A 14,759-nucleotide genomic window follows, 5' to 3' on the forward strand; every position below is an offset into this window, starting at 1 on the left:
ACAAATCAGCCCAAAAATTATTTAAATTCCACTCCATCTTTTAGATAATAGCTCCCAATTATCTGTGTATTATCCACCAAATATGCCCTAAATTTGGCATAAAGCTCACTATCAACCTTAGATTGAATAGTCCAAAATTTATCTAAATTTATATCTTTTGTTGTAAGGCCTTTGATATCATACATAGATTTTCCAAGGCAAATTACAGGCTTAGAGTAGCTTAGGGCATTTAACCCGACGGTGCTATTGATTAAAATTACGGCTTTTGAGTTTTTGATTATTGTAGGCAAATGAGCATCAAATGCAGCCATCACACGCCCTTCAACCTTATAAATTTGAGCTAAATAGCCAATATATGAGCTATAATTTTTCTTGCCTCTATCCATCGGATGATGCTTAAAGATCAAAATCATATCCTTAGGCGCATTCTTAGAAAAAGATGAGATAATATACTCAATAAAGCTCTCCATAGTCTTAAATCTAGAGTGAGTTCTAATCTGAAAATCATCATGAGTTTGAAGTGCTACAAAATAGTATCTCTCACTTAGTTCCCCATTTAAACGCTCATTTAAATCTTTTTCGCTAAATTTATACTTAATCTTTCTAAAAAGATTGCGAATCCCATAAAATCCCTCTCTAATAGGCGAAAAATCACGATGATGAATGTAGTTAGGATATAAAAAATAGAATATATTTGCTATGAGATAATACTGCACTGCCCACCACGCCATTAAGGCATAAGTAGAGGTGGATTTAGCTGAAAATGGCTTGGTTAGTGGCTTGTAAGCATCATAAAATTCCCTATCTCTAGGCATTTTAGAGTGGTTATTGACCCCATAAGACTCCATTGTGATAAATCCAGGACGCAAATACCCCTCTTCAAAGACATAAACGCTAATCCCCAAATTCCTAGCTATCTTAATAGCCATTTTGTGATAAAATCTACAATCCCCAAATAAAAAGACAATATCAATATTATTATCTTGATAAAATTTATTTATAAATTTAGGCCACTGCTTTGGCTTGGCTTTATATGCGATATAATTTTTGCTTTTAGAAAAATAGGCATCACCAGCATTAAAGCCAATTCTAGTTACAAAAGCACCCTTTTTGGTACAAATATTATCAAGCTTATTAAAAAAATCCCCCATAGGACCTTGTAAAAGCAAGACATTTTTGCCTTTAATACCAGTAATTCTCTCTTCTAATCTCATCTTTTTACCACAAATAAAACCACATATAAAAGCTTTTGCCCAACTCTTGCATATAAAGATTTTATCTTATGCAATAGCGCATTTGTAGGCTGTTGCAACCTTATCTTTTGTTCTTGAAGTGCTACTACTAAATCACACGCTTCACATGCCTCTAAATTTAGTGGATGAATATATCTAGGATAGAGCAGATATGCCCCAGCTATTAACTCATCACTACTTAGACTTCTATACCTTCGTGGCTGAGACTTTTTATCATCGCTTAGCCCCCAGCCCGCCCAAAATGGTCGCCCATAGCAAATTACTCTTTTTTTGCGTAAAATCGCTTCCAATCCACTAGTCGATGTCATTGTATGAATTTCATCAGCGATATCTAAAAGTGTAGGCATACTCACACCCTCAAGCACTTCATCGCAATACTTCAATGCTTCTGTAGTCTTTACCGCACCAACCCTATTTCCACTTACGACATCTGGGTGAGGCTTATAAATTATATAAGCATGGGGCGAATTTTGTCTAGCAAGGCGTAAAAGCTCGATATTTTTCATACCATCAGCACCAATCCTTACACTTGCATCATCTTCAACCTGACCGATAACTAAAGCAATCTTACTATTTTTATGTGTTATTATAACATCTTTATCATCATTATATTTTGAAATTTTACTATTTACTAAAATCTCTCTAAGCTTCTTAGCGCTTTCTAACTCATAAGGGCTAAATTTATGATAGTTTAAGATATTTTCTAATCTACTTGGCGATGTGGTATCAAAGTATATTCCCTCATCATCAAAAACCAAAGAATAAGGCCTAGTTAGATCGCTCCCTAGCCCAATGGAACGGATAAATCCATCTTCTACCCTTGTGATACTCACGCCATTTTCATCGCACCATTTTTGTAGTTTTGGATACTCTTTTTTGCCCCAGATATAGACTAATGAGCTAGGATTTAGTCCCCTTTTTAGTGCTAAAAGAAGTGGATCTTTGCTAAATGTGCTTATGAAATTTAAATTTCCGCCCAAAAATGGCACCATAAATTTTCGCTTCCAAATAGAAAATCCAAATAAAAATTTCTTATTATTATCCATATTTAATTTAGAATTTTTTATGATATTTATCTGTGGCAAAAGGCTTTTTAAGCTAGTTTTTTCACCTTTATATGGATCAATATATTTAGCATAAATCATATATGCCCCAGCAAAGAGCTGCTCTATACTTAGCTTTCTATTTCGCCTACTTGGGGCTTTTACCCTATCATCACTTAGCCCCCAACCAGCGTAAAATGGCATTCCAAAGCAGACGCACTTACACCCACACATCAAGGCCTCAAAGCCCATGCCAGAGCTTTTAGTATATACCTTATCTATGTGTTTTAAAAGCGAAATTGGATTTATATCTTGAGTGATGATTTTGATTTGCGGGGGCAAATTTGATATATCTATATCAGATTTTTTCTTGCCATTTAGTGCGTCAGGATGGATCTTTAAAAGTATATTAGCACCGATATTTTCATCTATAGCAGCCCTTATCATCTCATCACTACTAACCCTATCCCCAAGACCATAAATCAGCGACGCATCGCCACTAGTTTGGGCTATTATAAGGATATTTTTGCCTTTATTTAGCTCATATTTTTCTATTAATTCTTGGGTGATATCTGGGGCATTATTATATTTGCATATACGATTAGAAATAATAAAATCTATACACCACCTAGCTTCGCAAATAATTTTGGCACTAAATTCACTCGTAGCAAGTATATGCTCAAGTTGGCTTGGCTGCGTAGCATCATAATAAATTCCAAAATCATCTTCAACGACACTAAGGAGCTTAGCACCATCAACCCCAAGCCCAACCGAGCGGATAAACCCATCTTCTAAAAGTTTAAATTTACCTTTAAATTTAACTGATAAAAAGCAAGCAAATTGACCAGTCCGTTTTCTTCCCCATCCAATAAAGACTCTATTTGTAAAAATATTTAAAATATTTTTAATGTAAAACAGATAACCGTTCATTGAACCAGTCGACCTATAAATTTAATATCTGCAAAAAATTCCCTAGGACGAATTATAAGCTTTCTTATCTTGTTTGCTAGTGGTCGCTTGATAGGCTTAACACCGTTAGCATAGTGAAAAAATCCTGGATAGCGCTCGGTATCATATCCATAATTTTTCATAAGAGTTTCAATAAATTCCTCAATATCTGGCATTGGGGTAGTTGATTGCCAAATCAACCCTGTAAATTTTTTATCATAAGCTTTCATTTTTTCTTGCAAAAGATTCTCATTTCTTAATCTTTGCGAGTAAAAATTATTACTTAATGGACGCGGGTGCCATCTATGTACTAAAATTAAATTTTTAAAAAAATTTGGCAATGAATAATACGCCATATAAAGTCTAAACCCTTTGGCATTTGCTATAAATGGAGTTTTGAAATCTGTGTAATAATCGTCATTTTTAACCGAATGCGGATTATGCGCACAAAGACAATGAATAAGATAAAAATCCTCACCACCATGACCAGAAAAAATATTCTCAAATTCTCCAATTTCCATAAAATATTCTCTATTCATCACCATCGCTGAGCTATTTGGCGAAATACTTTCCACTAGATCATTTTGACCTTTCAAAAAGCTATTTTTAAATAGCGCTAAATCTTTATTTGACTCAAAAATAACTGTTCCTTTTTGCGTAAGATATAAAAATGGAATAGCTATAAATTTAGATTTATTTGTTTCTAAAATATTATCAATTTCACTAAATAGCAAATCTTCAAACTCACCTGAATAATCCATATCAACATCGTAAAAAAATATATATTTTTTAGTTGCTATTTTAACTGCTTGATTGCGGGCTTTAGATGGAGAAAAAACCTTATCTCCAACGTAAGTATGAATAATTTTAATATTGCTAGCTACAGTTTGCAAGATAGGATTTTTGCTAGAATCTGCAATTATAACCTCAATTTTTGAGTGATAGCTAAATTTATTAATCAATTCTATAGCGCGTTTATATATAAATGAATCTTGATCCTTGTAAAACACAGGAACTATAAAACTAACCAAAACATATCCTTTGGATTTAGTAAATTTAATTGCAATTATATCTGATAAATAATAAAAATATCTATAAAGTATGATAAGAAATTAATAAAAATACATATGGGGCATTCGTATTTACACCCCATATAATCTATTTAAGTACAATAATCTTTACCTGCTCAATCCACCAGTTGGATTATAGCTGCTTGTTTGATTTCAGGCATTATCGCCCAAAGTTTAGATGTATCTACGCTAAAGCCCTCTCTTAATTCACATCTATTTATTCCTACTCTTTGCCATGGCTCTAAATTTGGGTTAAAAAATGTGCTTATACACTCCTTACCACCTAAGACTAATGATCTTATCTCTACAGCATCACTAAGCAGAGGTATTAGTTGAAATACAGTTTCAAATCTCTTTTTATCTAAATCCCCAATACAATTTTTTAAAGTAAAAAACCCACTCTCATCAATCCCAAGGCAGCTATTTATATCATTAGCTGATACAAACTGAACATACTCAAGGCTTAAATGTGCAAAGCTATCAACCCTTTTAATCTCGCTAATTATAGTTGGCTCAAATGCCTTAATCTCTCTTAGATTATAATTAAAGGTTTCATCTGATTTACCTAAATTTACCACCAAAGGCATACCTGTATCAAGAGATCTTAGGCTTAGAGGCAAGGTAAATGGATCAAACCCATCTTGATTATTTGAGCTAGTTAAGATTGGTGTTTGTGTTTTTTTATCTTTTAATAATGGAGCTCTATCTGGGGCTTTTGTCTCATCTGGGGCTTTGCTTATATCTCCTGCAAATCCCTTAGAGCTATCAAGCTTTAAAAAGCTCATATCAGGTTTAGCTCCGCTACAACCGATGATAAATATAGAGATTAAAGATATTAAAGATATTTTTATAGCTATTTTCATGGAAATCTCCTAAATGTTACAGGGAAGTGATCACTTGCTATGTGAGTTCTAAATCCACTAAAGAATGTGCTAGCTGAGATTTGAGGTAGTGGCGCTGGTGCGATAGCTCTATTAGAGTTACCTACTACAGCATAATCTAGAGTTCTTCTAGCGCTTATTTGGGTTATTGCGTTATTAGTAACTATTCTAGTTCTAAGTCTTAATTCTAGCTCAAATGTGCTAAGTAGATCTACAGGCTTTCTATTAAAATCTCCCATTATAATCCAATTGGTATTAGCTAGGGTTGGGGTGCTTTGAAAGAATAGATCTATATTATGCACAATTGCTGAAGCATCAGCTCCACCATTAGCTAATGCGTGAATACTAAAGAATGCATCATTATTAATTCTAATTCCTAGCATTGGTCTTGAGGCTGTTGTTGGAGGTGGTCGTAAGAATACTTCATCAGCTTGTCTTCTACTAGCTAGGGCTAAATTTACTCTATTACCACCTAAATCTGTCCTAGCATAGTATATAAAGATTAGATCAGGTCTTAGTCTGGTGCCTATATTCCATACATGTTCAGTTACAACCACACTAGTACCAAATGCTCTAAACTCCCTTCCTGTTGGCTCGGCTGTAGCAGGTAAGGTGCCAGCTTCTTGGATAGCTAAGACATCTATCCCATTAGCTCCAGAGAACATTTGAGCTATACTAATGCTCCATTTAGCCTCACTACTAGCACTTGAGCCTTGCATATTCCAAGTGGCTGTTTTAAAATCGTCTATATTAGCATATAGACTTATAAAGCTAAATAATAAGATTAATATATTTTTCATTGTTGGTATCCTAAGAGTGGAGAGGTTGGTGCGGCTTCAGGGATAAATACCCATTGTTGATTAAAATTTGGCTTAAAATTACACTCTCTCATAGCAAGACTATAGTAGCTACCAGTTTGAGTTAGTGAGCCAAGATCTGTTGTGATGCACTTGTTTGAAGCGCTAGATTTTATCTGAATGGCGCCATTATCCATAGCTGATAGTTGCCATTGTTGGGATTTGTTATTGATATCGCAATCTCTGTGAGTGATACCACCACCTTCATCATGGATACAAGTGTTAGTAAGGAAATTTATAATCAAAGCTATATCATTACCTAGATTTAGAACTTGCCACGACCTAGCTCTACCAAACTCTTTAGAGTTATCCAAGGTATATCCCCATAGCCAATTACCAGAAGCTAATGCCCAAACTGTTATTGCTGAGCCACCCTTTGGGTTTATTATAGTTAGTGGTGCTGATGGAGCTCCTACTCCATTAAAAGCTGGAGCTGCTGTTATAAATGGGGGAGCTATATTTAAGCTTGGCTTTGGTGGGATAATTTGAGTATTAGAGTTTAAAAATAGTGGCTCGTTGATATTATTAAAGTCCATATTTATATTGCCACTATTAATATCGCTATTAGACTGCATAAATGGTATAGATTGTAATTAGATTGGAGCGATTAAAGATGGCGATGGAGTACCAGCAAATCCAATATCATCATCTCTACTAATTATATATGGTTTATAGCACTACAAGATATAAATAACAAAGATATAAGAGCTAAGAATAGCTATTTTAGACATTTGGGTCCTTTGGATTGAATTTTATAAAAGTTATATACTATATCATATAGTAAATATATAGCAATTAACTATTTGATAATTTATATGGAGAAATTGTAACTTAGTAACACTTTATATTATATATATATTATTACTATGTTTTTAACTAAATAGCTGTTAAATCCCTATATATCCATAATATTATATATATTATAATCTTGAAAATTATTATTAAATTAATGGATTTAGATTTAATTTTTATAACTGTAATAGAGATAATTTAAATATAAAATATAAATTTAGCACAATATTAGATTTATTGGTACTAAATTTATGTTGGTGATAAAGATATATATACTTAACACTCTTTTTTAATCTTTTTACACTTAAACCATAAGCTTAGGTAGCCTAATTTTAGTGGGCTTTTATCGGCTTCTATCATAGCCTCTCCAAGTTTATATGTTAGACACTCTTTTTCTTTTAAGGCTTCTTTGTAATCTGGATATGACTCTATTGGTGGAAGTTTTAGATTAGGATTAGCTTTAACTTTTTCATTATAGGCTATTTGTTCTTTTTTATGCATATCTTTTATATAGCTTAATACATAAGGCATTCTAATATATCCCCATATGCTTTTAGAGTTTGCTATCATAGCTTGACCAAGTTTATAGCTTAGTTGATTGTGGATACGGGATTTGGCGGTATATATACTTTGTTGATTTATATTTTCTTTGCCTATTAGCTGTAAAGCTTTGATTTGTTCTTTCAACTCTTTGTTTTCTTGGATTGCGTTGTAATCATATCTTAGGTCTTTTTCTAAAATTTGTGCTTTGAGTTTTTTATTTATTAGATCTTGTTCTAAGTTTGAAATCTCTAAGGATTGTTTTTTGATAGGTATGGAGTTGATTTGGTTGTTTAGTGTATCCAGTTGAGTTGTTAAGTTTTCTATATTTTCTTTTTGGGATTTTATGACAGACTTAAAATTATAAAAAATATTACGCTTATCCTCAAGAACATATTCACCTCTTCTTATAAAAAAATCATGAGATAAAAAATAATCAATTAGTATTGGATAAATATCATTTTGTGTCCATGGTTTTGGATTATCAAAAGAACAATTGGAGAAATATAATAAATCACCTTCATTAACAAGTCTCATATCAATAACCTTTAACCAACTAAAAGGATTAATAGCCATAAAACAATGTTTTTTTGGAATACCACCTACGCTTTTTAAGTGTGGGGAAGTTGCATATAAATTTATCCACTTATTTATTGATAAATCAGTTTTAAACAACAAATCAAATCTAATATATAAAATATAATCATAATGTATTTTATATTTTTGACAATAATTATTTCTAGAAATATTACCTTTTGTTTTAGTTAGAAGTAAACCATCACCTCCATCAAAATGATCTATATCAAAACATTTTGGTTTATATATCTTATTAACATTTTTTATATCATCTTGAGTAACTTGCCTTGTATCATATAGACCTTCTCTTTTTCCACGTCCTGGCTCACTCATCTTATCCCAAGTATGTATAAATATATCAATTTCCCAGCCATCTTTTAAATTAGGTTCAACTATATGTTTAAAAAAACTTTCACAAGTATCTTTATATGTTCTTAAATGACCAAAAAATTGTATTGCCAATCTTTTTTTATCCATTTTTAATCCTAATTAATCTCGATATATTTTTCAAATCATCTAACGCACATATGCCTTGTCTATTATCGGAATTCACTAAAAATAAAAGTATATTTAGTCTTTGTATTAATATCCTAAAATATACTTTATTAAATCTATAATTTATCATATATAAATATTTCCCTTCTAATTTCAGATAATAATTTTGAATCTGATTTGGTCAATATCTGTAGCGATTCTAAAATGCTAAATTTTAAATTTTCTAACATCATTTTTTTTAAATCCTCAATATTTGGTTCTTTTGGATTAAAATCGATCTTGCCTTCATAGAGATCTTGAGCAGTGTAAATTGGTATAATGTTATTAAGAGCTGTAAATCTGGACATATTTTCTTTAGGTTTAGCAGCAATTAAAACAACAGGAATCCCCATAGCTACACAAGGTGCCGCACAATATAAGGCAGTTGTTATGACCATACTTGCCTCGTTTTTATATTTTTGTAACAATTTTTCAGCAGCTTTATAATAGTCTGCAGTATCCCAGCTATTTAATGATACGGTTCTTTGTCTAATACTTTCTGAGTTGCTAATTATGTCAGATGGTATGTATTGCAACCAGGCATCCGGGATTTCTGTTAAAAATACTTTAGAATGAGATTGAGTATTTCTCTTTGGTAAAGTTAATGTAAGACATCTAGATAAATAGGCATCTAAACCCAATTTTTTACAATGTTCTAAAGTCCACAAATCTCTACATCCTATTTTTTTATTGATAAAATATGCCGGTCTATAAGATAAAAAATGACGCAAATAATCAATCGCTAATCCATTAAAATGAGTACCTACAAAGATGCTTAATATTGACTTATTTGGCAGCCATAAATTTTTATTTGCAAAATAACCTTGCATTATACATATAGGATTATTACTTAACTTACTATCATTAATTGAAAAATAACTTAATGTATCTCTATTAAAAAAATCTACATTATAATTTTCATATAATTCATTAAGTGCATTATATACTGCTATAGTTTGAATATAATCTCCTAAATTTACCCTACCTAAAATAGTATAATTAAATAATAAAAAATTAGTTACACCTCCCCCCCCCATTTTTTGCATATTATGTTCATGATTCTGCTCTAAAACTGGCAAAATTCTTTCTATATTATCACTATATTCATGCAACATTGAATTTTCCTTTCATTATAAATAAATTATTTCTTAAACAAACACCTTATAATTGCCAACCATCTCTCTTAAATAGTAATTCATTAGATGAAGAACCTTATCGCCCCCCCCCACAGAGGCTGCTAAAATATTGTTTCTTAAAAGATATAATTCTAAATCAATCTCATCTTTTGATATATTAAATTCATTTTTAAGAATATTAATAGCTTCTTTTATTTTTTCTCGTTTTTCAAGATAGATATATATTCTAAGTTTAGCCCAAGTTAGCATTAATTTATCATTGCTATCTATTTGAATATTTTCTAAAGTATCTAGTACCCACTCTATCTCCTCTTTAGAATTACTATTTTTAGACAATATTCCTTTTATCAGTTCTATTTTGATATGAGTATTAAACTGAGCTTTATCTTGGATATTCAAAAGAAACGTACTAGCTTCATATCCATTGTTTGACTTTAATGCACAATACAGATATTGTTCTACATCAGATATATCTATATTTTCAGAATTTTCCAAAATATATCTATATCTACAAGATGCTTCATAAAAGCACTCGTGCTCTAAGGCATCTTTAGCTTTTTGCCTTATTTGTTCTATTGTAATTTTTGATTCATATGGTTTATCAAGCTCTAAAATTGCTTGATAAATTCTCTCACAACATTTACCATCTCTAAAAGCAAATGTATTTTCCATATTTGATTTATATGGCTCACCTACTTGACAATTATTTTTTACTAAATTTTTTAACTCTATTAAAAACTCTTCTTGAGTAGTGACAACAGGACCAAAGCCATCTCTTTTATAATCAAAATATCCTTTGGTCAATGTATGACTATTAAAAAACTCATCTTCATCAAATTGATAGTAGATTACTGGTTTTTTAAGATATCCCATTTCAAAGGCTACTGATGAATAATCTGTTATCATCATACTAGAGTTAGCAAATAGATCTTGCAAGCTTGCATCAGTATCTGCTATATCTATAAAATCAGGAATAGTGAAATCATTAAGATACGGCATCATAATTGGATGTGGATTAAAGATTATTTTATAATTATATTTTTCATATATATTTTTTAGCATGTTGCTATTTAATACATCATTCCATTTTATATAGTACTCGCTATCTTTAAATCCATCTTTATAATCTCTTTGAGCTGAACGGCTAACTGTTTCTACTAGATTTTTTCTCCATGTTGGCATAATAAGAATTTGCTTAGTGTTTGTTTTATTTTTCTCAAGTAGAGAGTCATGTCTAGCAAAGCCTGTTAAGACTACTTCTTTATTGCTAAATTTATAATGATTAAAATTATCTGCAATGGAGCTGTATTCATTCTTAGTAGATGTTATAAAGCAATCAATCTGTTTATCGTTTAGCCAATTTGAAATATCGTCTTTAGTTATTCCATGCTGAAGAAATATAAATTGTTTATTATCAAGAGTATTCTTGCCAAAGTATTCTGTCAAATAACCATCAATATGGCTAGATATTATCTTGCTGCAAGATTTAAGAGTAGTCTCAAATGCATAACTGCCAAAATCTACTAGATTAAATCCTTCTTTTTCTAATCTATTCCAATCTTTAGAGTCTTTTCTTAATGCAAAAACTATATTTTGAGTTGGATGATTTTTCATCATATATCTGTAAAAATGCTCAGCATTATCATCAGCGGCTATATCTTTATCTATAAGCAGCCAAGAGAAGTCTGGATTGAACTTGAATTTACTTTCAAGCTGCTTAATCTCTAAGCTTTGATGTTGTTTACCACCAAAGGTAATCCTAGCTCTATGATCATTGATGAAAACTTCTAGCTTTTTGGAGTCTTCTGGGATATGAATCCAAAGTCTTTTTTGATAAACAAAAACATGCGTTAGGAAATCATATTGAGTTGTTTTTTCATAATCTGCATAGATTTCTTTGCCATCGATTCTAATAGAATAGATATCCTTATCATCAGGAGTAAAATAATATAATAAAATTTGCCTTTTAGCGCAATTAAAGTTTTCGATATAAGTAATCTGAGAAGGCGGATACTCTCCTTTAAAGCAATTTAATATACCAACTTTATGAAAAAACCAACATCCGCCTAAATTAAACTCTAAAATTAATTTAGAATCAATCTTGCTATAAATTTGTTTTAAAATAGCAATTAATTCTTCTTTTTCTTCATTAGAATAAAAACTAAAATTATCTTTATTAATATTGTCTTTAATAAACCAAATCAAATCATATAAAATAGTTTGTTGGGTAAAGATCGGGATAGATTGAAGCAACTCCTCGTTTTGTAGTAGTAGTAGTAGTAGATATCCATTTTTGATTAGCTGTTTTTTATAAGCGGCTTCTATGTTATCTAGCGTAGAGCTTCCATCTCCCCTTTTTCTATAATAGTATTTTGCATTTTTTAAAAAAGCACTCTTTTGATTTAAATTTTGTATCAATAGTAAATTTAAAAAATATGCATCTTCAAAATTTACAATCTCTTCATTAAAAATTGGTTTAATTTGTTTTGTATTTTTTATGGTATTTAAATTTATAAAAGCAGTCGCAGCAGAAAGCTGAATGTTTTTATTTAAATTTGAATTAGGCAATATAGTTATATTTTCTTGAAATTTAAATTTTAGAGGATGTGTATCTTTATAAGCCTCATGCTTTTCAAAATAAAAAATAAGATTACAAGCTATCATAGAGATGCTATCATCCCTATTCTTCACCAAAAACTCATCTACTTCATAAAAGTAATCTCTATCTAAAAAATCATCTGGATCAGTAAATGTAACCCAAGTAAATTTATCTTTTAGATTAGGGTCTTCTTGGAGTAGTTTTAGCCCTAAATTTCTAGCACTTGCTTGGCCGCCATTTTCTTTATAAATATATGTTATGTTTTTTGGATATTTTTTTTGATAGCTTTTTATGATATTTGCGCTATTATCGATTGAGCCATCATCTATACATATAATATGTATGTTATTTTTAAAATCCAATCTTTGATTTATAATCGATTTAAAGTAATCATCCAAATACTTCTCTACATTATAAACAGCAGAAACAATAGCGTATTTACAATATCCATATTTTTTCTTTGGGGTTGCGGATTTGACTTTGTTTTTTAATGGAATATATCTTTTTAAAAACATATCTTTAAAAAATAGCTTTGGCTCTCTTTTTAGCTTATTAATCTTTTTTTGTAGTGACATTTATGCTCCAATATATCAATAAATTTTACTTATCAAAATTCCTAATTTATAAGATTTATGTTTTAGCACTCTTAATGCATAATCTTTATCCCAGTAGTTATCTATATCAAATTCATATTTTTTAGTGTAGGTTTTGTCTTTTAAAATTTGATAGATATAAAATGGGGTTTTTAAAAAATGTGAAAATGAAATTTTCGAGCTAATTAGTATTAAGCCAATCCAGTAATAAACACTTGATTGCACAAGAGCGAAGGCTCCGATATTATGCTCTTTGGCATATTTTTGTGCAAGTGGTAGATATCTTTTATATCCTAACGGATCATTTGGGAAGTTTTGTAAATTTATAGCTAACATACAATAGCGATTTAAAAAGGTTTTTTCTAAAAATTTATATGTATTTTTATTGTTTTTAAAATCCTTAATGGCAGATGAGAGCATAACAGCAGCACCACCACAGCGATAATATTTAGAAAATATCATAGGATTATCATAAAAATATTTTAGATATTGTTTTAACCTAGATGGGACTAGGCTATTGATTTTACCGCCGTAATTAATAGTGCTATCTTTTCTTATTGTGTAGTTATAGAGCTTTTTAGGCAGGATGCTAATTTTATTAGCCTTAGCGAACAATATAATCCCAAAATAGTTATCCTCGCCGTGAATATCTAAAAATCTTAAATTTATATTTTTTAGATAATTAACATCTATCATCACCCAGCAACCACTAGCAAAGCTATGTAAATTCATATTTTGGCTTAATTCTAACCACTCTTTATTTGAGATGATGGTTTTGTTTTGTAGATTATAGTTTTCAATACTAGTTGAGTGATTATGTGGTTTGGAATTGATAAATTTATATCTAAAATCAAACCATATAAAGTTAGAATCACCAACATTTGATACCAATTCTTCTATGCAATTTTCATCTATATAGTCATCAGAATCGACAAAGAGTATATAATCTGTTTTATCTATGTTTAAAAAATGCTCTATACCTAAATTTCTAGCTACACCTTGACCGGAATTTGGTATTTTAGTAGTTGTAAATCTTGCGTCAGTTGCGATGTAAGATTGGATGATCTTATCTACATTTTTATCTGTGCTACCATCATCTATAAGAAATATTTTGATATTTTTATAAGTTTGTGAAGATATAGAATTTAGACATTTATCTAGGTATTGACTAGTATTATAAATAGGCACTATCACGCCGACGCTTTTATCACTCATATTTCTTACCAAACCTAAAAATGATTAACTAAGTTGAAATTATATCGAAATTTATTTTAAATACATATAAAAAAATTATTATAAAAAATAATATTCCATAATAATTAATATAAATATTTCCAACTAGTATTGAAAACTATAATCTTCAAGACAAAACCATCATCTCAAATAAAGAGTGGTTAGAATTAAACCAAAATATGAATTTACATAGCTTTGCTAGTGGTTGCTGGGTGATGATAGATGTTAATTATCTAAAAAATATAAATTTAAGATTTTTAGATATTCACGGCGAGGATAATTATTTTGGGATTGTATTGTTTGCTAAGGCTAATAAAATTAGCATCTTGCCTAAAAAGCTCTATAACTACACAATAAGAAAAGATAGCACTATTAATTACGGCGGTAAAATCAATAGCCTAGTCCCATCTAGGTTAAAACAATATCTAAAATATTTTTATGATAATCCTATGATATTTTCTAAATATTATCGCTTATGTAGCTGATGCACAGTTAGTGCTTTGCTTTTTATATTATTAAATGGTGTAAAATCTAAAGTTTACAATATAGCCAATCCAAATTAAATAACAACAATAGCTCAATATGCTCAAATCTTAACAAATATAGCCAATGTAAATCTTAAATTTGAATTACCAAATGAGATAGAACTAAAAGGATATTCTAAACAAGCAGATTCCGTTTTATCAGCTCAAAAGCTAATTAAT

General features: G+C 30.3%; 11 protein-coding genes. 1 reads left to right on the forward strand and 10 read right to left on the reverse strand.

Translation table 11 applies throughout. The annotated features are described in order from the left end of the window. Positions 1 to 17 precede the first annotated feature (17 nt). The 10 genes from CIGNP103_RS06455 to CIGNP103_RS06500 all read right to left on the reverse strand — a co-directional run bounded on the left by CIGNP103_RS06455 (position 18) and on the right by CIGNP103_RS06500 (position 14,037). Positions 18 to 1,214, reverse strand: a complete 1,197-nt coding sequence (locus CIGNP103_RS06455) for a capsule biosynthesis protein (protein WP_086268793.1) — start codon at positions 1,212 to 1,214, stop codon at positions 18 to 20. Next, positions 1,211 to 3,226 (reverse strand): capsular polysaccharide biosynthesis protein, encoded by a 2,016-nt coding sequence (locus CIGNP103_RS06460; RefSeq protein WP_086235166.1) that lies wholly within the window; start codon positions 3,224 to 3,226, stop codon positions 1,211 to 1,213. The genes CIGNP103_RS06455 and CIGNP103_RS06460 overlap by 4 nt, the downstream gene beginning before the upstream one ends. Then, a complete protein-coding gene (locus CIGNP103_RS06465) occupies positions 3,223 to 4,275 on the reverse strand; it encodes a glycosyltransferase (protein WP_180381672.1) in 1,053 nt (350 codons plus the stop codon). The genes CIGNP103_RS06460 and CIGNP103_RS06465 overlap by 4 nt, the downstream gene beginning before the upstream one ends. A 155-nt stretch (positions 4,276 to 4,430) precedes the next feature. Continuing rightward, entirely contained in the window at positions 4,431 to 5,177 is a 747-nt protein-coding gene (locus tag CIGNP103_RS06470) for a hypothetical protein (protein ID WP_086268794.1), read from the reverse strand. Beyond that, on the reverse strand, positions 5,174 to 5,995 hold the full coding sequence (locus tag CIGNP103_RS06475) for a cytolethal distending toxin subunit B family protein (protein WP_086268795.1): 822 nt from the start codon (positions 5,993 to 5,995) through the stop codon (positions 5,174 to 5,176). Before CIGNP103_RS06475 ends, CIGNP103_RS06470 begins: the two co-directional genes overlap by 4 nt. Then, entirely contained in the window at positions 5,992 to 6,588 is a 597-nt protein-coding gene (locus CIGNP103_RS06480) for a ricin-type beta-trefoil lectin domain protein (RefSeq protein WP_180381805.1), read from the reverse strand. Before CIGNP103_RS06480 ends, CIGNP103_RS06475 begins: the two co-directional genes overlap by 4 nt. A gap of 532 nt (positions 6,589 to 7,120) precedes the next feature. Further along, positions 7,121 to 8,437, reverse strand: a complete 1,317-nt coding sequence (locus tag CIGNP103_RS06485; RefSeq protein WP_086268796.1) for a hypothetical protein — start codon at positions 8,435 to 8,437, stop codon at positions 7,121 to 7,123. Positions 8,438 to 8,571: 134 nt separating this feature from the next. Next, on the reverse strand, positions 8,572 to 9,609 hold the full coding sequence (locus tag CIGNP103_RS06490) for a polysaccharide pyruvyl transferase family protein (protein ID WP_086241898.1): 1,038 nt from the start codon (positions 9,607 to 9,609) through the stop codon (positions 8,572 to 8,574). Positions 9,610 to 9,642: 33 nt separating this feature from the next. After that, complete coding sequence (locus CIGNP103_RS06495; RefSeq protein ID WP_086268797.1) at positions 9,643 to 12,804, reverse strand: CDP-glycerol glycerophosphotransferase family protein; 3,162 nt, start codon at positions 12,802 to 12,804, stop codon at positions 9,643 to 9,645. 15 nt (positions 12,805 to 12,819) lie between these two features. After that, the gene (locus CIGNP103_RS06500) at positions 12,820 to 14,037 is read right to left on the reverse strand and encodes a glycosyltransferase family A protein (protein WP_086268798.1); all 1,218 of its coding nucleotides are present in this window, start codon (positions 14,035 to 14,037) and stop codon (positions 12,820 to 12,822) included. Positions 14,038 to 14,234: 197 nt separating this feature from the next. On the opposite strand from CIGNP103_RS06500, the gene CIGNP103_RS06505 reads away from it, so the two are divergent. Next, the gene (locus CIGNP103_RS06505) at positions 14,235 to 14,540 is read left to right on the forward strand and encodes a hypothetical protein (RefSeq protein ID WP_086229962.1); all 306 of its coding nucleotides are present in this window, start codon (positions 14,235 to 14,237) and stop codon (positions 14,538 to 14,540) included. Positions 14,541 to 14,759 lie beyond the last annotated feature (219 nt).

It is taken from the genome of Campylobacter sp. P0103, assembly GCF_002139545.1.
Taxonomy (GTDB): Bacteria; Campylobacterota; Campylobacteria; order Campylobacterales; family Campylobacteraceae; genus Campylobacter; species Campylobacter devanensis.

Excerpts from the sequence above, each read along its gene's own strand:
- CIGNP103_RS06455 (WP_086268793.1), bottom strand. The coding sequence starts at position 1,214 with ATGAGATTAGAAGAGAGAATTACTGGTATTAAAGGCAAAAATGTCTTG.
- CIGNP103_RS06460 (WP_086235166.1), bottom strand. The coding sequence starts at position 3,226 with ATGAACGGTTATCTGTTTTACATTAAAAATATTTTAAATATTTTTACA.
- CIGNP103_RS06470 (WP_086268794.1), bottom strand. The coding sequence starts at position 5,177 with ATGAAAATAGCTATAAAAATATCTTTAATATCTTTAATCTCTATATTT.
- CIGNP103_RS06475 (WP_086268795.1), bottom strand. The coding sequence starts at position 5,995 with ATGAAAAATATATTAATCTTATTATTTAGCTTTATAAGTCTATATGCT.
- CIGNP103_RS06480 (WP_180381805.1), bottom strand. The coding sequence starts at position 6,588 with ATGGACTTTAATAATATCAACGAGCCACTATTTTTAAACTCTAATACT.
- CIGNP103_RS06485 (WP_086268796.1), bottom strand. The coding sequence starts at position 8,437 with ATGGATAAAAAAAGATTGGCAATACAATTTTTTGGTCATTTAAGAACA.
- CIGNP103_RS06490 (WP_086241898.1), bottom strand. The coding sequence starts at position 9,609 with ATGTTGCATGAATATAGTGATAATATAGAAAGAATTTTGCCAGTTTTA.
- CIGNP103_RS06495 (WP_086268797.1), bottom strand. The coding sequence starts at position 12,804 with ATGTCACTACAAAAAAAGATTAATAAGCTAAAAAGAGAGCCAAAGCTA.
- CIGNP103_RS06500 (WP_086268798.1), bottom strand. The coding sequence starts at position 14,037 with ATGAGTGATAAAAGCGTCGGCGTGATAGTGCCTATTTATAATACTAGT.
- CIGNP103_RS06505 (WP_086229962.1), top strand. The coding sequence starts at position 14,235 with ATGAATTTACATAGCTTTGCTAGTGGTTGCTGGGTGATGATAGATGTT.